Below are 21059 nucleotides of genomic sequence, written 5' to 3' on the forward strand. Positions count from 1 at the left end.
AAACACCATGACAAGAACCAATAAAGCGTTGCAGCTGTGCGTGCTCGCCTCCGGCCTGGTGGCCGGTCAGGCATCCCAGGCCTATGACCTGCCGGTGGTCAACCTGGGCCTCACCACCTTCCTCGACGGCGGCCTGCCGGCGGGCCCCGGCTGGTACATCCAGCAGTACTTCCAGGACTACCGCGCCGACCACCTGAAGGACCAGCGCGGCGACGACCTGCCGCTGCCCCGGCAGGACCTCCACTACCAGGTGGCGGTGACCCAGCTCAGCTACCTGTCCGACCTGCGCCTGGGCAACGCCAGCCTGGGCCTGAACGCGGTGCTGCCGGTGGTCACCCGCATGGACCTGGACGACGGACTGAACAACGCGGCCCTCAAGGCCCAGGATGGCGTCGGCGACCTGCTGGTCGGTCCCTTCATCCAGTTCGACCCGATCATGGGCCCGGACGGCCCGCGCTTCGTCCACCGCATCGAGCTGCAGGTCAACCTGCCCACCGGCAAGTACGACGAGGACCAGGCCATCAACCCCGGCGCCAACGCCTGGTCGTTCAATCCCTACTGGGCCGCCACCTACTGGTTCACGCCGAAGTGGAGCGCGTCGCTGCGGGCCCACTACCTCTACAACGGCAAGAACGAGGACCCCAACTACAGCTACGGCGGTGCCGACGACCTCCAGGCCGGCCAGGCCGTGCACGCCAACTTCGCCACCGAGTACGCGGTGACGCCGCAGTTGCGCCTGGGGATCAACGGCTACTGGCTGAACCAGTTCACCGACACCAGGATCGATGGCCACGAGGTCTCCGGGCGCCGCGAGCGGGTCTGGGCCATCGGGCCGGGAGCGATGTACAGCTTCTCCCAGGAGGACCACCTGGTGGTGAACGCCTACGTCGAGCAGGACGTCGAGAACCGCCCCGAAGGCTCGCGGGTGCAGGTGCGCTACGTGCACCACTTCTGAGATCGCAAGGACGTCCTCGGGTCGTCCCTTCAGCCCGCCCATCAGGCTGTGTGAAAACTACTGTGCTCGGTCAGGCTGCGCTGAACACCGGCTGAAAAGGCTCATTTACCGCTCGTAAACGGCGCCTTTCACCGTTCTCTGCCTTGCCTGGCCATCGCTCACCTCGTTTTCACGCGGCCTGCCACGGCGGGCTTTTTTTGCGTGCCGCAGTGCGGGGCGGGCGTCGTGGCCAGCCGGGAGCGTCCCATGGCCGCAACCGTTAGAATCATCGCCCCCCAACCCGAGCAACGCCCATGGATATCGATCTGGCGCGCACCTTCCTGGAGATCGTCCGCACCGGCAGCTTCGTCGCCGCCGCCGAACGCCTGCACGTCACCCAGACCACCATCACCGCGCGGGTACAGAACCTGGAGCAGCAGCTGGACTGCCGGCTCTTCGTGCGCAATCGCGCCGGGGCGCGGCTGACGGTCGACGGCGAGGTCTTCGTGCCCTACGCCACGCAGCTGGTGCAGACCTGGGAAGCGGCGCGGCGTGACCTGCCGCTGCCACGGGGCTTTGGCGACGTGCTCAACGTCGGCGGCGAGGTGAGCCTGTGCAACCCGCTGATCCTCGACTGGGTCATCCGCCTGCGCCAGCGGATGCCGTCCCACGCCATTCGTGCCGAAGTCGGCGAGGCCGGCCATGTTCAGAAGCTGCTGCGCGCCGGGGTGCTGGACGTCGCCCTGCTGTATCGCCCGGAATACTGGTCCGGGATGCAGGTGGAGCTGGTGCTGGAGGAGAAGCTGATCCAGGTGCGTTCCACCCGCAGCGCCGAGCCTTACCTCTACAACGACTGGGGACCGGAGTTTCGCGAGCGCCATGATGCCGCGCTGCCGGACAAGGCCCGCGCGGCGCTGACCACCAACCTGCCGCCGCTGGCCCTGCAGTACATCCTGCAATGCGGCGGCAGCGGCTACTTCCGTACCCGTGTGGTCCAGGCGCATCTGGACAGCGGTGCCCTGGAGCGCGTGGAACTGGCGCCGGAGTTCACCTGCCCCACCTACCTCGCCTATTCGCGGGACAAGGATTCGCCGGCGCTGCGCCAGGCCATCGAGCTGCTGAAGGAGGTGGTGGCCGAGGGCATCGATTGGCGCCTGGGCGGGGAGATGCTCTAGGAAGGGGTGACGAAGGGGGACGAGGGCAAGGTAAAAAACGAGGGGCCTTGCGGCCCTCATCGAACCCACCGGGTGGTGGGGGTTCCATCCCTGGAAAATGGAAATGTCTGCAAGGTTCCCGACCTCGGCCCGAGCCGGGTGGGGAGCCGCGAACCGGGTGATCCTACGGAAGAACGCAAGATCAGGGCTAATGAATAGTCTTGCAGTTTTAGTTCAACAAATTTGCATTCAAACGCGCCGGGAAGCCTGGATGCTTCGCGCGGTCCCCGGAAACTGCGGGCTCCGGATTGCCGGAACCCGCCGTCTCCGGGCGCCTCGATCAGTCCATCACGTCGTGAAGGACCTCATAGATGATGCCGGTCGCGACGGCGACCAGGATCAGGTCGGTCCCTGCGCGAACCCAGTCGTAACCCTCGTAGTGGGGCAGGCGGCTGATCAGTCGGCCGTCCAGCTTCTTGGCGATGCCCGGCGGTAGCGGCTTGCCGCGGGCGAGGTTCTTCTGGATGCCCGGTGGCAGGGACTGTGCCGGACCCCAGTAGTCGCGGTGGCCATCGAGGATGACGCGGATTCCGCCGACATCGATTTGCGGGCCGCCACCCTGCCAGTCGTTGCCGTGGCCGCCCTGTGGGCTACCGTGCTGGGCGGGGTTGCCGTGTCCCTTGCTCTTGCCGGGGTCGGCCAGCAACGCGGGGGAGCCGGTGATGAGGGCGACACTGGTGAGCAGGGCGATCAGGGGGCGCGTGCGGATCATGGGTGGACTCTCCATTGGGCCGTTTCCTTATATCGATGGACTGCGCGAGCCATCGTGAGTGCCCAAATATCGCAGAAAAAACGGCTGCCGACGGCAGCGAAACTTGATGCCGTTCAAGGTCTGTGCGTCCGGTCGTCCCTGGAGCCACCATTTGTCTGCCATCGATGAACCGCTTCCTGTCCTCGCGAGTCTCATGGCTACCGTGAAAGCAATCCTGTGGAGGCAATGAATTGAACAGCAAGAAAACCCTGTTGGCGGTGGCGACCTGCGTGATGGCGCTGGTGGCAGGTACCGTAATGCCGAGTGGCTCGTTCCTCGTCGATTCCGCCTATGCCCGTGGCAATGGCGGTGGGAATGGTGGCGGGAACGGTGGTGGAAACGGCGGCGGGCATGGTGGCGGGCACGGTGGCGGCTTTGGCGGTGGCTACGGCGGCAGTCATGCCGGCAAGGGACACGGTTATGGCAAGAGCGCCGATCATGAGGGCAAGGGCAATCGCTACGGCAGCTTGCGCAATGACGACAAGGGCCATGGTGCCGCCACCTCGGCCGTCGCCCGCGACCAGGACAGCCGTGGCCTGGCCAATGCCCGCGCGGTCGCCGATACCACGCCGGGCGATCACAACGCCGACGGCCTGGGCAAGGCCGGCGTGTCGTCCAGCAAGAACGACGGCAAGAGCCATCGCTAGCACAACGTCCGGGGCAACCATCAGGTTGCCCCAGTCGTTTTTCAGCGTGCCGCCAGCAGCACGCCCCGGCACTCGCCGAAGCCGATGCTGGGGTAGCCCTCGCGCTCGCAACGGGCACGGAGGATGACCTCGTCACCGTCCTCCAGGAAGGTGCGCGTCTCGCCATTGGGCAGGTTGATGGGTTGCTTGCCGCCGAAGGTGCTCTCCAGCAGGCTGCCGAAGGCCTCGGGTTCCGGGCCGGAGAGGGTGCCGGAGCCGAACAGGTCGCCGGGTTGCAGCTTGCAGCCACCGACGCTGTGGTGGGCCACCATCTGGGCGACCGTCCAATACATGTTCAGGGTGTTGCTCAGGGCCAGGCGATGGGGCGGCAGGCCCTGCTCGCGCATGCTGGCGGTGAGAATCAGCACTTCCAACTGGATATCGAAGGCACCGCGCGCCTGGTCGGCCTCGTCCCGCAGGTAGGGCAGGGGCTGCGGATCGCCTTCGGGGCGCGCCGGTTGTGCGGCGCGGAAGGGCTCCAGGGCCTCGGCGGTGACCACCCAGGGCGACACCGTGGTGCCGAAGTTCTTCGCCAGGAAGGGCCCTAGCGGCTGGTATTCCCAGGCCTGCACGTCGCGCGCGGACCAGTCGTTGAGCAGGCAGTAGCCGGCGATGTGCTGCGGGGCGTCGGCGATGGCGATGGCTTCGCCCATGGCGTTGCCCTGGCCGATCCAGATTCCCAGTTCCAGTTCGTAGTCCAGGCGCTTGCTGGGGCCGAAGTTCGGCGCGTCCTGGCCCGGTGGCAGGGTCTGGCCCAGCGGACGGCGTACCGGCGTACCGGAGACGCAGACGGTGGAGGCGCGGCCGTGGTAGCCGATGGGCACGTACTTGTAGTTGGGCAGCAGCGGATTGTCCGGGCGGAACAGGCGGCCCACGTTGTTGGCGTGGTGGATGCCGACGTAGAAATCGGTGTAGTCGCCCACCTTGGCCGGCAGGTGCAGCTGGCAGCTGGCGGCGGCCGGCAGCAGGGCCTGGCCCATGGCTTCCAGACGCTCGCGGGACGGGCTGCCGTCCACCAGGAGGTCCTGCAGCTGGTTGCGTAGCGCGCGGCGGGCGGAGGCGCCCAGGGCGAAGAAGTCATTCAGGCTGTCGCCGCAGGCGGCGCGGGCGGCGTCGGCGGCTTCACCGCTGAACAGGCCGGCGTCGCTGGCCACCTTCAGGTCGAAGATGGCGTCGCCGATGGCCACGCCGCCACGGGGCGTGCCGCCGGCCGGGCTGAAGATGCCCAGCGGCAGGTTCTGCAGGGGAAAGTCGGGGTGGCCGTTGGCGGAAGCGATCCAGCTCTGGCGGGTGTCGGTTGCGGTCATTTCAGATCCTGCCCTTGTCGAAGGTCTTGGCCATGCCGGCCCAGCATGCATCGTAGTCGCGTTGCAGCTGCGGGCACTCCAGGGCGTAGTGGCTGGGGCGCAGCACGCGGCTGGTCTCGAACATGAAGGCCATGGTGTCGTCGATCTTGTGCGGCTTGAGGTCGGCGGCGATGGCGGCGGTGGTGGTGGCATTGTCCGGGCCGTGGGCGCTCATGCAATTGTGCAGGGAGGCGCCGCCGGGCACGAAGCCCTCGGCCTTGGCGTCGTAGGCGCCCTGGATCAGGCCCATGAACTCGTTCATCAGGTTGCGGTGGAACCACGGCGGACGGAAGGTGTTCTCCGCCACCATCCAGCGCGGCGGGAAGATCACGAAGTCCATGTTGGCCTGGCCGTGGGTCTCGCTGGGGGAGGTGAGCACGGTGAAGATGGACGGGTCCGGGTGGTCGTAGCTGACGGTGCCGATGGTGTTGAAGCGGCGCAGGTCGTACTTGTAGGGCACGTTGTTGCCGTGCCAGGCCACCACGTCCAGCGGCGAATGATCCAGCTCGGTGGCCCAGAGCTCGCCGAGGAACTTCTGCACCAGGGTCACCGGTGCATCCAGGTCCTCGTAGTGGGCCACCGGGGCCAGGAAGTCGCGGGGGTTGGCCAGGCCGTTGCTGCCGATGGGGCCGAGGTCCGGCAGGCGCAATGCCACGCCATGGTTTTCGCAGAGGTAACCGCGCGCGGTGGCGTCCAGCAGTTCGACCCGGAACTTCATGCCGCGCGGGATCACCGCGATCTCCAGCGGTGCCACGTCCAGCAGCCCCAGTTCGGTGGCCAGGCGCAGGCGGCCCTGCTGGGGCACGACCAGCAGTTCGCCGTCGGCATCGAAAAAGACCCGCTCCATGCTGGCGTTGGCACGGTAGACATGGACGCTGACGCCGCTGGCCTGCTCGGCATCGGCGGTGGCGGCCAGGGTCACCAGGCCGTCGATGAAGTCGGTGCGTTCGGCGGGGATCTCCAGGGGATTCCAGCGCAGGCGGTTGGGGTTCACCGGCCCCGGGCGGCCGCCCGGGATCTGGCGTTCCAGACGCAGGTACTGCGGGTGGTTGGCGGAGGGCTTGATGCGGTACATCCAGGTCCTTCGCGCCTCGCTGCGGGGCACGGTGAAGGCCGTGCCGGAGAGCAGCTCCGCGTAGAGCCCGTAGGGCACCTTCTGTGGGGAGTTCTGGCCGACGGGCAGGGCGCCGGGCAAGGCTTCGCTGCTGAATTCGTTGGCGAAGCCGGACTGGTAGTGAAGGGATTCGGAGGAGACCATGATGACCTCGTTGTTTTTGTAATTTGATTACGCATAACGTAATTTGAAAGGAAAAAGGGGTCAAGCTATAACAGCGCCCTTCCTATCGACCAAGGCCGGGACATGAGCAACGACAACGACAGCGCGGGCGCACCAAGGCGACAGAAGGTGCAGGCCGCGGAAGTGGGCACCGATATCCTCAAGGGCCTGGCCGAACTGGCGCCGGCCACTTCCTTGTCGAAGCTCGCGGAACATGTCGGCATGCCGGCGAGCAAGGTCCATCGTTACCTGCAGGCCCTGATCGCCAGCGGCTTCGCCGAGCAGGACGCCACCACCAACCACTACGGCCTCGGTCGCGAGGCGCTGCTGGTGGGCCTGGCCGCCATCGGTCGGCTGGATGTGGTCAAGGTCGCCATGCCGCACCTGGTGGAGCTGCGGGATGCCCTGAATGAAACCTGCTTCCTCGCCGTCTGGGGCAACAAGGGCCCGACGGTGGTGCATGTGGAGCAGGCCCTGCGGGCGGTGACCCTGGTCACCCAGGTGGGTTCGGTCCTGCCGTTGCTGGGCTCGTCCACCGGCCTGGTGTTCAACACCTACCTGCCCGAAGCCGAGACCGCCTTTCTCCGGGACGAGGAACTGGCGCTGCCCGGCGCGCCCGCTGCCGCGGAGCTTCAGGCCTGGATGGAGCGCATCCGCGCCACCGGCCTGCAGCCCGTCCATGGCCTCTTGATGCCGGGGGTCAACGCCCTGTCGGCACCGCTGTTCGCCACCGGCAGCAAGCTGGCCGGGGTGATCACCGTGGTGGGGGCCGCCAGTGTGTTCAGCGCCGACACCGAAGGCTCGGCGGCCGAGCGCCTGCACCGTGCCGCCGAGGCCATCAGCCTGCGCATGGGCGGCCGGCAACCCGACTGAGCGCCGTCACTCGACCTGGCTGGTGAACAGCAGGGTGCATTCGCGGGGATCGCCGGTGGTGATGCCCTGGTCCAGCCATTCCCCCCGCATCTGCACATCGATGTTCGACGGGTCGTCCCGCAGGGGCGGCAGCGAGGCGCCACGCCCCTTGTTCAATGCGTTGATGGCTTCCAGCATCGGCAGGGCGTCGCCGGGGCGCAACCAGGCGTACTTGCGCTGGGCATAGCTGATCCAGCTGCCGGCCAGGCAGTCCGACAGCAGGCTCTGGGCGGTGGCCAGTTTCTCGGCGCTCGTGCCCTGCTGGCGGAATTCCTTGATCCAGCCGTTGACCCCGGTGAGGTTCTGCACGTGGAAGCCCACCTCGCGGGCGATCACATAGCTGAGGGCGAAGCTTCCCAGCTCGGGCGACTGGCGCTGCAACGCTTCCAGGTAGTCCATGTCCAGGTACAGCTGCATGCCTTCGGAGCAGTAGAAGGGACCGCTGAACTGCCCCTTGGCCCGGCAGGGATTGGCCACCTGGCCGCGATAGAGCTGCAGCTTCGGCTGCTTGTAGGCGAAGTCTCCCCGGGCGAGAAACTCGCCCCAGATATCGGCCGTGCTTTCCAGCATCAGCGCCACCAGCTCCCCGGAGTCGGCTGGCGGGGCCGTGGGCGTCGGGGTCGAGATCACCAGCACGTCGGGTGAGGTCACCACGGTGGCGGGAAAGGTAGGGGGCGGTGGCGCCAGGCGCTCGGCCAGTCGGGCGGGACCGAAGGCCAGGTAAAGCGCGGCGCAGGCCACGGCCACCAGGATCAGCGTCCAGGCCAGTATTCGCAGCAGGCGCAGCAGCAGGCCCTTGTGAGGCATCGGGGCGGCGGCTTTCTCGGGCATGGCGTTGGACTCCGGGGGGCATCGGGTTTCAGTGTTGTCGTTTCCGGGCGACCTTGCCATCTGTATCGCGACTGAGACAGCTGTCACAGGATGGCAATCTGATGCTGCTTGAATCGCCGGCATTCAACTGCCGTCCGGAGTACCCATCATGGCAGCCGAAAGCAGTCTGGCTCGCCTCCTCAAGGCCGTCGAACCTCTGGCCCCCGACCTCAGCATCAGTGATGTGGCCGACCGCCTGCTGACCCCCGGCCACAAGGCGTTCCTGTCCCTTCCGGTGGTGGATGGGCAGGGCCGTCCCCTCGGGCTGGTCAGCCGCTACGCCCTGCAGGACATCTTCATGCAGCGCTTCGGGCGCGACCTCTGGGGCCGCCGCCCGGTGGTCGACGTGATGAATCCCGCGCCGCTGACGGTGCCCCTGGCGTCGGCCCTGGAGCAGGCGGCCCAGCGGGTCACCGCGCAACTGAGCTACCCCATTACCGAGGATTTCATCCTGGTGGACGAGCAGGGGCGCTACCTGGGACTGGGCACGGTGCTGGACCTGCTCAAAGCCATGGAGCTGCGCATCGCCCAACGCAACCGGGTGTTGCGCCAGGCCCTGGTCGACCTGAAGGAGTCCCAGGCGCAGCTGGTGCAGTCAGAGAAGATGGCCTCCCTCGGGCAGATGGTGGCCGGCGTCGCCCATGAGCTGAATACCCCCCTCGGCTACGTGACCAACAATGTCCAGCTGATGGAAGAGCTGACCTTGCCGCTGTTCCGCCTGGCCGAGACCCAGGCCACGCTCGCCTCGGCGCTGGACGATCCGGACTGCGATGCGCAGCGCCTGGCGGACGCGCTGGAGCAGGCCGCCCGTGCCCGCGAAGAGGCCGCGCCGGAGCTGCTGGCCGACGACCTGCGCCAGCTCTTCGGCGATACCCGCTACGGCCTCGGGCAGATCGCCGAGCTGGTGTCCGGGCTCAAGGATTTCGCCCGGCTGGATCGCGCCATGAGCGACGAGGTGGACCTCAACGAGTGCATCCGCAGTGCCCTGCTGATCGCCCGCAACCACCTCAAGGACAGGGTCGAGGTGTTCCAGGCGCTGGGTGAGTTGCCGCCGGTGGCCTGCGCACCCTCGCAGATCAACCAGGTGCTGTTGAACCTGCTGACCAACGCCGCCCAGGCCATGGACGGCCCCGGCCGTATCCAGATTCGCAGCTGGGCGGAGAACGACCGGGTGCATATCTCGGTGCAGGACAGTGGCCGGGGCATGCCGCCCGAGGTGGTCGCACGCATCTTCGATCCCTTCTTCACCACCAAGCCGGTGGGCGAGGGGACCGGCCTCGGCCTGTCCATCAGCTACAAGATCATCCGCGACCACGGTGGCAGCATCCGCGTGGCCTCGGAGCCGGGGCGTGGCACACGCTTCCTGGTCAGCCTGCCGCGCCACCAGGCGGCGACATTGAAACGGAGCGCCTGAGCCCATGAACACCCCCGTCCGCATCCTCTTCGTCGACGATGAGGAGCGCATCCTGCGCAGCCTTGCCCTGCAGTTCCGCCGTCAGTACGAGGTGATCACCGAGAGCGACCCGCTGCGGGCCCTGCAACGGCTGCGCGAGGACGCGGTGCAGATCATCGTCAGCGACCAGCGCATGCCAGGGATGAGTGGCGCCGAGCTGCTGGCCCGCTCCCGGGACATCGCGCCGGAATGCCTGCGCATCCTGCTCACCGGGTACTCCGACCTGGATGCGGCGGTGGACGCCCTGAACGATGGCGGCATCTTCCGTTACCTGACCAAACCCTGGGACCCGCAGGAGATGGCCTTCACCCTGCGCCAGGCGGCGGAGATCGCCGTGCGCCAGGCCGCGACGCCCGTCACCGCAGCCACCAGCGCACTCGCCGCGCCTCTGTCCCTGTTGCTGCTGGATGACGACCTGGAGACCCTGCACTGCGTCGACGCCTTCTGCCAGGCCGGCGGGCATCGCCTGCTGCGGGCCCACAGCCTGGCCGAGGCCCTGGTGACCCTGAACCTGGAGCCGGTGGATATCCTGGTCAGCGACCTGCGCCTGGGAGGCGAGGACCTGGCGCCCCTGCTCAAGTCACTGGCCCAGGCCCATCCGCGCCTGCTGAGCCTGGTGGTGACGCCCTTCCGCGACACCCAGGCCCTGCTCAAGCTGATCAACGAGGCGCAGATCTTCCGCTACCTGCCCAAGCCGATCCGTCGGGGCTTGTTCGAGAAGGGCCTGAAGGCCGCCGCCGAGCAGGCGTTCCTCTGGCGCAGCCAGCCCCTGGGCCTCGTACCCCGCGTGGCGGAGACGCCCAGGGAGGCTGGCGAGAACCAGCGGGTGGGCAGCCTGCTGGGGATGCTGGCGCGCCTGCGGGAGCGGGTGATCGCCTGAGCGGGGCCTGGTGCCTCACTTTCGCTGTAGGAGCCGGCTTGCCGGCGAATCGCACGGGCCCTTTCGCGAGCAAGCTCGCTCCTGCAACGGGGTCCGGAATCCTGTAGGAGCCGGCTTGCCGGCGAATCGCACGGGCCCTTTCGCGAGCAAGCTCGCTTGTATGTCGTAAGGTGGGTCTGTCGGGGGTGGAGGGACTGAGCTCGCTTCTGCAAGACAGACGGTAGGAGAACTCCCCCACTCCTGGCTCACGACAAGCGCCGATAAGGAATCCATCGACTCGAGTAGCCGCTCGAGATCGACCATATCTGCAAGCCTGCGCACAGGTGAGCCCCCCGACAGACTCATTCATCTTGTCGGCCGGAATCGCACATGACAACCCAATCCCCCATCATCGGCATCGACGTGGCCAAGGACAGCCTGAGCCTGTATCGCGCCGACCTGGACCAGTACTGCACCCTGGACAATGACGCCCGCAGCATCCGCGCCTGGCTGAAGACGCTCCCCGGCGACTGTGCCTTGGCAGTGGAAGCCACCAGCACCTATCACGTGCAGCTCGTCGACCTGGCCCATGCGCGTGGTCATCGCCTCTATGTCATTGATGGCTATCGCCTGAGCAATTACCGCAAGGGCATCGGTGGCCGCATCAAGACCGACGCCAGCGATGCCCGTCTACTGGCCCGTTATCTGGCCCACGAACAGGCCCAACTGCGGGTCTGGCAACCCGCCGGCAAGGCTTACCGGCTGCTGCAAAGCCTGCTGCGACGCCGGGCGACGCTGATCCGCAGTGCCACGGCGCTGCGCCAGAGCTTTGGCCATGACACCCAGTTCAAGGTGTCGATGAAAGCGGCGCTCAGCTCCCTCAAGCGCCTGGAGCAGCGCCTCGATCAGGACATTGCCCAGGCCTTGAAGGACGCTGGCCTAGCCGAGCAGGCCAAGCGTTGCCGGGCCATTGAAGGCATCGGCCCGCTAACCGCAGCAGCCCTGAACATGGCCTTTCAGCGTGGCCCCTTCCGCAACAGCGACGCCTTCATCGCCTTCCTGGGCCTGGATGTGCGCGCGAAGGAATCGGGGCGCTACAGCGGACGCCGCAAGTTGAGCAAACAGGGCGATCCGGAGGTCCGGCGGCTGCTACACAATGCCGCCATGGCCGCCAGTCGCACCAAAGCTTGGCAGAAGCTCTATCTGGGCTACCTGGAGCGTGGTCTGAAAAAGACCGAAGCCCTGACCATCCTGGCACGGAAACTGGCTCGAATTGCCTTCGCCCTCATGAAGACCCAGCAGCCGTATCGGTCACCAACCTGTACGGCGGGGTAGACATAGAATCTCCTACAGCGGGGTCCGGAATCCTGTAGGAGCCGGCTTGCCGGCGAATGGCGAGCGCGCTCCTACCGGCGCGTGGCGCGGGGCAGGCGCAGGTCGGCACAGAGGCCGCCGCCCTCGCGGTTGTAGAGGTGGATGGCACCGCCCAGGCGGGTGGCGATCATCTGCACGATGGCCAGGCCGAGGCCCGCTCCCTGGGGATTGTCCTGGCTGTAGAAGCGTTCGAAGAGCCGTTCCAGCGCGCTTTCGTCCACCCCCGGTCCCTGGTCTTCCACCCGCAGCAGCAGGACGTCCGGCCCCTCGGTGAGCAGGCTCACCTTCACCTCGCCGCCGGCGGGGGTGAAGTTGCAGGCGTTGGTCACCAGGTTCTGCAGTGCGATGCCGATGGCCGCGGCGTCGCTGATGGTGCGGTAATCCCCCTTGGCGACTTCCAGGACCAGCTCCAGGCCCTTGTCCAGCAGCAGCGGGGTAAGTTCCGCCAGGTGCTCGCGCACCAGCGGCTCCAGGTCCAGGGGCTGCCAGTTCTGCCGGGCCAGCTCCGGCTCCATGCGGGCCATGGTCAGGAGTTGCTGGACCACCCGTGTCAGGCGGTCGACGCCCTGGCTGAGAAAGCGCAGGGCTTCCTCGCGCTGCTCCTCGCTGGTGGCTTCCAGGGCGTTCTGGGCATGCAGGCGCAGCACGGCCAGTGGCGTGCGCATCTCGTGGGCGGCGTCGCCGATGAAGCGGCGTTCGCGTTGCAGCATCTGTTCGATCTGTCCCAGCAGGCGGTTCAGCGCGGCCTGCATGGGCTCCAGTTCCCTGGGCAGCGGCACGATCTGCAGGGGGGCCAGGGAATCGGCGTGGCGGCTGCGGATCACCTGGGCCATGTTCTGCAGCGGGCGCAGGCCCCAGCCGATGGCTACCCAGACCAGGCCGGCGAGGATGAGGATGCCCACCAGGTTGGGCCAGAGGGTGTGGCGGACGATGCGTTCCACCAGGTCCTGGCGCACGTCGTCGCGCTCGCCGACCCAGATCAGCAGGCCCTCCTGGGCGTCCGGCAGGACGAAGCCGCGCCAGCTGTTGCCGGCCAGCTGGATGTCGTGGAAGCCGATGCGCTCAGGTGCATGGTCGAAGGGCGGTGCGCTGGGCGACTGCACCAGGCTGCGGCCGTCCCTGCCCCAGACCTGGAAGGCCAGCTTGCTCTCGTAGGGATGACCGACCTTGCGTGGCTCGGCGCTGCCGAGGGCGGCGTTGAAGGCCTGGTAGAGACGGTCGCGCTCGGCGCTGGCCAGGGGCATGCGCATCACCCCCAGCAGCAGGCGGGCGTTCTGCGCCAGCTGGGCGTCGTAGATTTCCTCCACTTCGTGGCTGCTGTCGCGGTAGTTGAGGTAGGTGATGAGCAGGGTGCCCAGCAGCAGCAACCCCATCACCAGCCAGAGGGTGCGGTGGCGCAGTGAGGTCATGGGCGAGCGTCCACCAGGTAGCCGATGCCCCGCACCGTGCGGATGAGGTCGCTGGAGAGCTTCTTGCGCAGGTGGTGGATATGCACCTCGAGTGTGTTGCTTTCCGCCTCCTCGTCCCAGCCGTAGAGGGTCTGCACCAGGCGCTCGCGGGTGAGCACCTTGCCCGGCTGGGACAGCAGTTCATGAAGCAACTGGTACTCCTTGGGGGTGAGGGGCACCGGGTTGCCCCGGTAGCTGACCTGCTGGCTGGCCGGATCGAGGACGACATCGCCGTGTTCGATCAGCACCTGCGGCCGGCCGGCGCTGCGGCGCAGCAGGGCCCGCAGCCGCGCCTTGAGCTCATTGAGGTCGAAGGGCTTGACCAGGTAGTCGTCGGCGCCGGCATCCAGGCCGATGACGCGATCCTCGAGGGCATCGCGGGCCGTGAGCACCAGCACCGGCAGTGTCGCGCCACCGGAGCGCAGTTGCTGCAGCACCTGGACCCCGTCGAGCCGAGGCAGCCCCAGGTCGAGGATGGCGAGGTCGAACTCCTCGCTTTGCAGGGCGTGCAGCGCGCTGGCGCCATCGGTCAGCCAGTCGATGGTGTAGCCCTCCTGGCGGAGGCCGGCGCGCACGCCGGCCCCGAGGGCATTGTCGTCTTCGACGAGGAGCAGTCGCATTGGAGTCCTCAGGGATTGCGGATTTCCTGGAGTAAAGCATCGATCTCCTGGCGACGTCCCTGGTCGGCCAGTTCACGGCCGGGTCGGGGTGGTGCCGCCTTGGCCTTCTCCAGGACCTCGCGGGCCTGCTCCGGCTTGCCCTGACGGTAGAGGTGGTCGCCCCAGAAGTACAGGCTGTCGATGCCGTTGGGGTTGATCTCCAGGGCCTTGCGCAGCAACTGCTCGGCCTTTTCGTCGTCGCCGAAGCTCACCGGCCAGCCGGGAACGCGGTCGTACAGGGCGCCGAGACTGGTGTAGGCCGAGCCCTGCAGGGCGCTCGGGTCCAGCTTGAGGGCCTGTTCCAGGGAGGCGCGGGCGTCCTTCACCTTGCCCAGGGCGCCCAGGCCGCCATCGGCGCCGGCCCAGCTGCTGTTGACTATGCCGTTCCAGATCCAGGCTTCGGCGGCGTTCGGCGAGCTGCGGGTGAAGGCGGCGCTCTGGGCGGCGAGCTTCTCGAACTCGGTGGCGCGCTGCTTTTCCGGCACCTGGTACTGGATCTCCGCCCAGCGCTGCTGGATGGCCGACAGGCGCTGGCTTTCGGTGGCGTCCAGCGCCCAGGCGGGGTGACTGAGGGCCAGCAGCAGGCTGGCGGTGCCGAGGATTCGCTTGATCATGGGTGCTCCTTGCCGTGATGGGCAGCGCTGAAACGACGGATGATGGGCAGCTGTTTCTGCAGGGCGCGGTCGACGATGCCCGGCAGCATGCCGTTGAGGCGGACGAAGAACTTCTCCGGCCAGCCGAGGTAGAGCTCGCTCAGGTCCTTCTCGATGGCGGTGATCACCGCGCGGGCCACGGCTTCGGGCTCGTCGACGCCGACCTTGAGTTCGGCGTTGAGGGCCATCGCCGCCTGGCTGTTCATGGGGGTGCGGGTGGCCCGGGGCGCCACGTAGAGGACGTTCACCGAGGTATCCGCCAGCTCCCGGCGCAGGGCCTCGGAGAAGCCGCGCAGGGCGAACTTGCTGGCGCAGTAGACGGCGTAGCCGGGGTAGCCGATGGAGCCGTAGATGGAGCCGACGTTGACCACCAGGCCGTGGCTCTGCTGGCGCAGCAGCGGCAGCAGGGCGCGGGTGAGTTTCAGGGTGGCGTTGATGTTGAGGGCGAGCATGTCGTCGATCTGCTCGTCCTCGATCTGCTCCAGCATGGCGAAGCTGTTGACCCCGGCGGCATTGACCAGCACGTTGATGCCGCCGTGTTGCCGCGCGGCGTCCAGGACGCGCTGGCGGCCCTGGGGCTGGCGCAGGTCCGCGTCGAGCCGGGTCAACCGCTGTGGATAACGCCGGGAGAGCTCCGCCAGGGCGCCTTGCCGTCGGCTCACCGCCAGCACCTGGGCGCCCCGGGCGCAGAGTTCTTCCGCCAGCGCCTGGCCGATGCCGCCGCTGGCGCCGGTCAGCAGCACACGGCAGTCAGCGAGACGCATGGCGCACCTCGCCGGCGCGGGGCAGGCCGCGGAACATGTCGGCGTAGAGGCGGTAGACCACCTTGGCGGCGTGGATCACCGCCTGCTGGTCGTCCTCGTCGTCCAGGCGATCCATCAGCCGGCGATAGGTGGCCATGTGGTCCACATCGAGGGCGCCGTGGGAGGACAGGTAGCTGAAGGCGTCCGCAGGCAGTCCCAGGCTTTCGCGGATGGTGCCGGCGGCCTGGGTCGCCAGCGCGATGCTGGTGCCCTCCAGGACGTTGACCATGCCGAACAGGCCCACCGGGTTGCCACGGGCGATGAGGTCGTAGAGGTAGGCCACCATCAGCTCGATGGGCAGTGACGGGCGGCTGCGGCTGACCGCCTCGGCGTCCCCGCCGCAGGCGGCGATGTCGTCGAGGATCCAGCGCTCGTGGCCGTACTCCTCCTCGATGTATTCGCAGACCGCGCCCCTCAGCCATTCCAGGCGCGAGGGCAGGCGCGCGCCGCAGGCCATCATCAGCGGCACGGTGTGGCGGACATGGTGGTAGGCCTGGGCCAGGAAGGCGCGGTAACCCTCCAGGCTCACCTGGCCGGCCAGGGCCTCGCGGATCACCGGGACGCAGAACAGGGCGTCACGTTCCTGGGCGGTGGCCGCTTGCAGTTGTTCGAAGAAACTCATGGTCATGCCTCGTTCTGAAGATCAAGAAGTTCGCCGTGGTAGCGCGCGAGGATGGCCTCGCGGCGCAGCCGGCCGTTGCTGGTCAAAAGGCCGTCGGCGGCGGTGAAGGGAGTCGCCAGGCGGTGCCAGGCGCGGATGCGTGCATAGTCGGGCAACGCGGCGTTGGCGCTGGCCACGGCGTCGGCCAGGGCCCGGGCGTCGCACTGCGGATCCACCGGCCAGAGCAGGGCGAGGTTGCCCGGCAGGCCCTCGCCATGGACGAAGGCCTGGGCGATGACGCCGCGCTGGGTCAGCTCGGCCTCCACCCAGTCCGGATTTACGTTGCGGCCGAAGCTGGTGATGAACTGGTGCTTCTTGCGGCCCTTCAGGTGGAGGTAGCCATCGGCGTCGAACTCGCCGATGTCGCCGGTGGGCCACCACTGGCCGGTGAAGGGCGTGTCCCCCAGGTAGCCCAGCAGGGTGGAGCCGGCGACCTCCACTTCGCCATCCTCCGCCAGGCGGACCCGCACATGGGGAAGGGGCCGGCCGACGCTGCCCGGACGCTGGGCGCCGGGGCGGTTCAGGCAGACCACCGAGGCGCATTCGGAGAGACCGTAGCCTTCGAACACCGGGAGCCCGACCTTCGCCGCGCGGGCCAGCAGGTCGGGCGATACCCGGGCGCCACCCACGGCGACGAAACGAAAAGGCGTGGCGCGCAGGTGGCCGCGCTCGAGGGCGGTGACCAGGCCCAGCAGCAGCTGCGGTACCAGGATCAGGCTCTGGGCGCCGCTGAGGACCAGGGTGCCGAGGAACTTCGGCCAGTCCACGCCGCTGGCACCCTGGATGCCGAGCTGGCGCTGGGGCAGCAGGGTGGCGCAGGCGCCGGCCAGCAGGGCGGCGTAGAGCCCGAGGTTCTCCAGCAGCACGGCCATGGGCAGCACCGCCAGGTAATGCTCGGGGGCGGTGTCGCGGCTGGCCTGTTGCAGCTCATGGGCCACCTGCAGCAGGGCGCTGGCGCTGAGGCAGACGCCCTTGGGCTGGCCGGTGGTGCCGGAGGTGTAGGTGACCTTGGCGGTGCCGGCGGGCAGGTTGGCGGTGCCCGCCGTCCGGCGCCAGAAGCCGCGTTCGACCTGGAAGCCGGCGGCGTCCAGCTCCTCGGCGAAGGGCCCTTCGCCCACCGCCAGGCCGACTTCGCACTGCGCCAGGCAGTGGGCGCGCTGCTGCGGACTGAAGAAGGGCGGCAGGATCAGGCTGGGGCGTTCGGCCAGCAGCGCCGCCAGGTCCCAGAGCAGCAACTCCGGACCATTGTCCAGGCCGAGGGCCAGCACACCCTCGGGCTCGGCGCGCAGCAGGGCTTCGCGACGCTCGACTTCCTCGAGCAACTGGGCGTAGGTGAAGCGCCGGGTGTCGCCGCGCAGGGCGAGGCGCTGGGGCTGGTGCCCGGCGTGGTCACGCAGGATGGCGCGGAAGGTTTCAGGCTGCATGGTGGGCCGTTCCCTCGGCTTCGGGAAATCCCAGGCGGGCGAGGTAGCCGCTGCGCTGCAACTGCTCGAACCCGTAGGCGATGCTGCCGCAGAACACCTGGGGCTTCTGCTCGTAGTAGGTGCCCCAGTTCCCCTGGCCATCGCCCAGGCACTGCGGATCGGCCTTGCCCATCAGCATGGGTTCCAGTCCCAGTCGGCGGAAGCTGTTGATCAGGGCCGGCGCGCCGGTGAACACCACCCATTCCAGGCCGCGCTGGTGCAGCAGCCAGGTGACGGCAACGATGATCAGGCGGGCGTTGCCGGCATTGACGGAGGCGAGGTTGCCCACCTCCACCAGTCGACTGCGGCTGACCGGGTGACTGATGCGGCCGGCGATCAGGCTTTCGGCGGGCCCTTCCAGGTATTGCTCGAGGAACAGGGGCCCGGCGTCCCCGAGGCGGATGCCGGCGACGGCGCCCAGCGCGCCGTGATGATTGCGCAGGGTCAGCAGTTCGGGCATGAACTGGCGGATATCGGCGCCGTGGGCGCTGAGGAAGCGGCGATGGACGAAGTCCTCCGCCTGGTCGCGCCCGCTGTCTCCGGCCAGCAGCAGGGACAGGTTGTATTGCTGCGCGTTCTGACCGAAATGAAGGGGAAACAGGTCGTTCCACTCGGCGCTGCTCATGGGGCCCTCCAGGGCTCGTGGCGTGTTGGAGGGCAGTATCGGTGCGAAGTCTTAAGGGACCCTGAAGATGCCCGGCATCCCGTTTCAGCCGTCGAGTGCGATGCGGAAGCCGTTCCCGCCCAGCGCCTTGACGCGGTACATCGCCTGGTCCGCCGCCGCCAGCAAGGTCTTGCTGTCGGCGCCGTGCCCAGGGTGGCGGGCGATGCCGATGCTGGCGGAAATCCGGTTGGTGTTGCCGTCGAGGTGGAAGGGGCGGGCGATGCGGCGGTTGATGCCGGCGGCCAGGCGCGCCAGGTCGTCATCGTCGAGGGGGCCCTGGAGCAGCACCACGAATTCGTCGCCGGACAGGCGCGCCACCAGGTCGCTGCGGCGCACGCCGCTTTTCAGGCGGCCGGCCACCGCCTGCAGCAGCTTGTCGCCGTGGGCGTGGCCAAGGTTGTCGTTGACCGGCTTGAATCGGTCCAGATCGACGAACATCACCGTGACCGGTACTTCGCCGCCGGCCGCCTCATGGATCGCCTGGTCCAGGCGCTCGAGGAACAGGCGACGGTTCGGCAATTCGGTGAGGGCGTCGTGGTAGGCCTCGAAGCGCATCCGCGAACGTTCCTGGTCGGCCTGGGTGAAGCTGTGCTGGATGGCGATGAAGTGGGTGATCCGCCCCTGGTCGTCCAGCAACGGCGTGATCACCTGGTTGACCTGATAGAAGCTGCCGTCCCGGGCCCGTTCCAGCAGTTCGCCCTGCCAGGGTCTGCCGTCCAGCACGGTGTTCCACAGGTTCTTGTAGAAGTCGCGGTCCTGTCGGCCGGATTTCAGCAGGGCGGGGGTCCTGCCGATCAGCTCGCTCAGGTCGTAGCCGCTGATGCGGAGGAAGGCCGAGTTGGCCCATTCGATGCGTCCCCTGCGGTCAGTGATGAGGATGGCATTGGCGGCGCCCTCCATGGCCCTGGCCAGTAACTGCCGGTCGTACGCGTTCAATGGGGTACTCCCGCGTTGCGGTGGCATTCAGCTTTCACCTTATGCCCGGGCGTCGTCGGCTTTCTTGATGGATATCAGCGGCTCATGGCCAGGGGCCATTGCGCGTTTGACCCAGGACAAGGTAGTCGACGATTTGACGGCTAGAGTTGCCAGACTGGACTCGAAAAGAAGGATGGCAATCGACATGGGCACCCATCTCAGCTTTCTCGGCGGCGCCGGCACCGTGACCGGCAGCAAGTACCTGCTGGAACACGAGGGCCGACGGGTCCTGGTGGATTGTGGGCTGTTCCAGGGCTACAAGGCCCTGCGCCTGCGCAACTGGGATTCCTTTCCCATTCGCCCCCACCGGATCGATGCGGTGGTGCTGACCCATGCCCATCTGGATCACAGTGGTTACCTGCCGGCCCTGGTGCGCGACGGTTTTCGGGGACCCATCTATGCCACCGAAGCGACCTGCGAGCTGGCGCACATCATGCTGCGCGACAGTGCCCGGCTGCAGGAGGAGGAAGCCGAGTACGCCAACCGCCGTGGCTATACCCGCCACCACCCGGCCAAGCCCCTGTACACGGAGGCCGATGCCGAGCGGGCGCTGAAGCTGCTGCGTCCCTTCGCCCTGCATCGCCGCCATGAGATCGTCAGCGGCATGTCCCTGCTGCTGCGCCCGGCCGGGCATATCCTGGGTGCCTCCATGGTGGAGCTGACGGTCGGCGGGCGGCGCGTCCTGTTCTCGGGCGACCTGGGGCGCCCCGACGACCCGCTGATGGTCGCGCCGGAGGTGGTGAAGGGGGCCGATATCCTGTTGGTGGAGTCCACCTACGGCAACCGCCGGCACCCGACGGAGGACACCCTCACGGTGCTCGCGGATGTGGTCAACCGGACGGCCCTTCGCCACGGCATCGTGGTGGTGCCGTCCTTCGCCGTGGGGCGCGCGCAATTGTTGATGTACCTGCTCCACCGCCTCAAGCAGGAGGCACGTATCCCCGACCTGCCGATCTACCTCAACAGCCCCATGGCCACGGATGTGACCGCCCTGTACCAGCGCTTCCACGATCAGCACCGGCTGACCCGCGAGCAATGCCGGGATGTGTGCCAGGTGGCGCATTTCGTCCGGACGGTGGACGAGTCCAAGCGCCTGGAGCAGATGCGCTCGCCTGCGGTGATCATCGCCGGCAGCGGCATGGCCACCGGTGGGCGGGTGCTGCACCACCTGAAGGCGCTGGCGCCGAACGAGCGCAACACCATCCTGCTGTCGGGCTTCCAGGCCGGCGGAACCCGGGGGGCGCTCATCGCATCGGGCGCGCGTGAGGTGCGCATCCATGGCGAGGACATACCCATCCGCGCGGAGGTCGTCGCCCTGGAAAACCTTTCGGCCCATGCCGATGCCGGGGAAATCCTCGATTGGCTGGGAGGCTTCGAGCATCCGCCCCGGCATTGTTTCGTGGTCCACGGCGAACCCGACGCCGCCGATTGCCTGCGCCGCCGCATCAGCCAGGAACTGGGCTGGTCGGTGTCCGTGGCCGAACATCGTCAGCGGGTGTCCCTGGATGATCTGTACGAGGAGGAGGACTGACACCCAATGGTCGTGAATCCGTCATCGCTGATTCATCGGCGATGGGCATCCTGAATCCAGGAACAGAAAGGGCACAGGATGTGCCAGGGTGCAAACTGAAGCTGCCGGCGATGGCAGCTTTTTTTTTGGTTATTCGCGGATAATCGGGGAACTCCTGTTCACACTGGATTGGCGATTTTGCGTGGCGCCCTGACCAACTCCCAGTCTGCGGATACCACCCTCTCCCCCCGCCCCTCTCCCAGAAGAGGAGAGGGGTGACTCGCGCCGGCAGGGGACCAGTCATCCTGCTGCGCAAACCGATCTGAAACCAGGCGAAGAAGATGACGCCGCGCGAAGTGCCCCGTCAGGAGGCCGAGCGGATTCGTCGTGCAGGGGGACGAGCGGCATGGATGCCGCGAGAGGCGTGTGGGGTCATGGATGGCCCCTCGCGCCGTGCCCCCGGAGCGACGATGCAGCGAGGGGACCCGGCAAAGCCGGGCCGGATGCAGGGGCAAGCCATTTGGTTCCTTTCGGCGATTGAGAAAGGG

General features: G+C 67.6%; 20 protein-coding genes. 8 read left to right on the forward strand and 12 right to left on the reverse strand.

The window, feature by feature from the left end; all coding sequences use genetic code 11:
- Positions 1 to 7: 7 nt before the first annotated feature.
- Together KF707C_RS07410 and KF707C_RS07415 are read left to right on the forward strand one after the other, a co-directional pair.
- Positions 8 to 955, forward strand: coding sequence for a SphA family protein (locus KF707C_RS07410; protein WP_003451784.1), 948 nt, complete (start codon positions 8 to 10; stop codon positions 953 to 955).
- A gap of 293 nt (positions 956 to 1248) precedes the next feature.
- Positions 1249 to 2109 carry a LysR family transcriptional regulator gene (locus KF707C_RS07415; protein ID WP_003451782.1) on the forward strand — a complete coding sequence of 287 codons (861 nt, stop codon included), beginning with the start codon at positions 1249 to 1251 and terminating at the stop codon, positions 2107 to 2109.
- 319 nt (positions 2110 to 2428) lie between these two features.
- Here the strand turns inward: KF707C_RS07415 and KF707C_RS07420 are convergent, their stop codons facing one another.
- A complete protein-coding gene (locus tag KF707C_RS07420) occupies positions 2429 to 2860 on the reverse strand; it encodes an anti-virulence regulator CigR family protein (protein WP_003451779.1) in 432 nt (143 codons plus the stop codon).
- A 230-nt stretch (positions 2861 to 3090) separates the two neighbouring features.
- Here KF707C_RS07420 and KF707C_RS29515 point away from each other — a divergent pair, with 230 nt between their 5' ends.
- On the forward strand, positions 3091 to 3546 hold the full coding sequence (locus tag KF707C_RS29515; protein ID WP_003451763.1) for a hypothetical protein: 456 nt from the start codon (positions 3091 to 3093) through the stop codon (positions 3544 to 3546).
- 41 nt (positions 3547 to 3587) lie between these two features.
- Here the strand turns inward: KF707C_RS29515 and fahA are convergent, their stop codons facing one another.
- Both fahA and hmgA read right to left on the reverse strand, forming a co-directional pair.
- Positions 3588 to 4892, reverse strand: coding sequence for a fumarylacetoacetase (fahA, locus tag KF707C_RS07430; RefSeq protein WP_003451762.1), 1305 nt, complete (start codon positions 4890 to 4892; stop codon positions 3588 to 3590).
- Position 4893: 1 nt separating this feature from the next.
- Entirely contained in the window at positions 4894 to 6189 is a 1296-nt protein-coding gene (hmgA, locus tag KF707C_RS07435) for a homogentisate 1,2-dioxygenase (protein ID WP_003451761.1), read from the reverse strand.
- Positions 6190 to 6291: 102 nt separating this feature from the next.
- Between hmgA and KF707C_RS07440 the strand changes: the two genes are divergently transcribed.
- Positions 6292 to 7080, forward strand: coding sequence for an IclR family transcriptional regulator (locus KF707C_RS07440; protein ID WP_003451760.1), 789 nt, complete (start codon positions 6292 to 6294; stop codon positions 7078 to 7080).
- A 6-nt stretch (positions 7081 to 7086) separates the two neighbouring features.
- Here the strand turns inward: KF707C_RS07440 and KF707C_RS07445 are convergent, their stop codons facing one another.
- Entirely contained in the window at positions 7087 to 7950 is an 864-nt protein-coding gene (locus tag KF707C_RS07445; protein WP_003451759.1) for a neutral zinc metallopeptidase, read from the reverse strand.
- 148 nt (positions 7951 to 8098) lie between these two features.
- Between KF707C_RS07445 and KF707C_RS07450 the strand changes: the two genes are divergently transcribed.
- The 3 genes from KF707C_RS07450 (at position 8099) to KF707C_RS07460 (ending at position 11636) form a co-directional block, all read left to right on the forward strand.
- The gene (locus tag KF707C_RS07450; protein ID WP_003451758.1) at positions 8099 to 9403 is read left to right on the forward strand and encodes an ATP-binding protein; all 1305 of its coding nucleotides are present in this window, start codon (positions 8099 to 8101) and stop codon (positions 9401 to 9403) included.
- Positions 9404 to 9407: 4 nt separating this feature from the next.
- The gene (locus KF707C_RS07455; RefSeq protein WP_003451757.1) at positions 9408 to 10322 is read left to right on the forward strand and encodes a response regulator; all 915 of its coding nucleotides are present in this window, start codon (positions 9408 to 9410) and stop codon (positions 10320 to 10322) included.
- Between the two features lie 369 nt (positions 10323 to 10691).
- Positions 10692 to 11636 (forward strand): IS110 family RNA-guided transposase, encoded by a 945-nt coding sequence (locus KF707C_RS07460; RefSeq protein WP_003450664.1) that lies wholly within the window; start codon positions 10692 to 10694, stop codon positions 11634 to 11636.
- A gap of 71 nt (positions 11637 to 11707) precedes the next feature.
- Here KF707C_RS07460 and KF707C_RS07465 read toward each other — a convergent pair whose 3' ends face one another.
- From KF707C_RS07465 to KF707C_RS07500, 8 genes are all read right to left on the reverse strand, one after another.
- Positions 11708 to 13084: an ATP-binding protein gene (locus KF707C_RS07465; RefSeq protein WP_004420910.1), complete on the reverse strand. Its 1377-nt coding sequence runs from the start codon at positions 13082 to 13084 to the stop codon at positions 11708 to 11710.
- Positions 13081 to 13743, reverse strand: a complete 663-nt coding sequence (locus KF707C_RS07470) for a response regulator (protein WP_004420906.1) — start codon at positions 13741 to 13743, stop codon at positions 13081 to 13083. Before KF707C_RS07470 ends, KF707C_RS07465 begins: the two co-directional genes overlap by 4 nt.
- Positions 13744 to 13751: 8 nt before the next feature.
- Complete coding sequence (locus tag KF707C_RS07475) at positions 13752 to 14396, reverse strand: tetratricopeptide repeat protein (protein ID WP_004420901.1); 645 nt, start codon at positions 14394 to 14396, stop codon at positions 13752 to 13754.
- Positions 14393 to 15199: an SDR family oxidoreductase gene (locus tag KF707C_RS07480; protein WP_004420897.1), complete on the reverse strand. Its 807-nt coding sequence runs from the start codon at positions 15197 to 15199 to the stop codon at positions 14393 to 14395. Before KF707C_RS07480 ends, KF707C_RS07475 begins: the two co-directional genes overlap by 4 nt.
- Complete coding sequence (locus KF707C_RS07485) at positions 15186 to 15860, reverse strand: TenA family transcriptional regulator (RefSeq protein WP_036991711.1); 675 nt, start codon at positions 15858 to 15860, stop codon at positions 15186 to 15188. The genes KF707C_RS07480 and KF707C_RS07485 overlap by 14 nt, the downstream gene beginning before the upstream one ends.
- 2 nt (positions 15861 to 15862) lie before the next feature.
- Positions 15863 to 17323: an AMP-binding protein gene (locus tag KF707C_RS07490; RefSeq protein ID WP_004420895.1), complete on the reverse strand. Its 1461-nt coding sequence runs from the start codon at positions 17321 to 17323 to the stop codon at positions 15863 to 15865.
- Positions 17313 to 17987 (reverse strand): thermostable hemolysin, encoded by a 675-nt coding sequence (locus KF707C_RS07495; protein ID WP_004420894.1) that lies wholly within the window; start codon positions 17985 to 17987, stop codon positions 17313 to 17315. Before KF707C_RS07495 ends, KF707C_RS07490 begins: the two co-directional genes overlap by 11 nt.
- A gap of 84 nt (positions 17988 to 18071) precedes the next feature.
- Positions 18072 to 18962: a diguanylate cyclase domain-containing protein gene (locus tag KF707C_RS07500; RefSeq protein ID WP_004420893.1), complete on the reverse strand. Its 891-nt coding sequence runs from the start codon at positions 18960 to 18962 to the stop codon at positions 18072 to 18074.
- A 184-nt stretch (positions 18963 to 19146) separates the two neighbouring features.
- Here KF707C_RS07500 and KF707C_RS07505 point away from each other — a divergent pair, with 184 nt between their 5' ends.
- Complete coding sequence (locus tag KF707C_RS07505; protein WP_004420882.1) at positions 19147 to 20532, forward strand: MBL fold metallo-hydrolase; 1386 nt, start codon at positions 19147 to 19149, stop codon at positions 20530 to 20532.
- Positions 20533 to 21059: the final 527 nt, after the last annotated feature.

This window comes from Pseudomonas furukawaii (assembly GCF_002355475.1).
Lineage (GTDB): Bacteria > Pseudomonadota > Gammaproteobacteria > Pseudomonadales > Pseudomonadaceae > Metapseudomonas > Metapseudomonas furukawaii.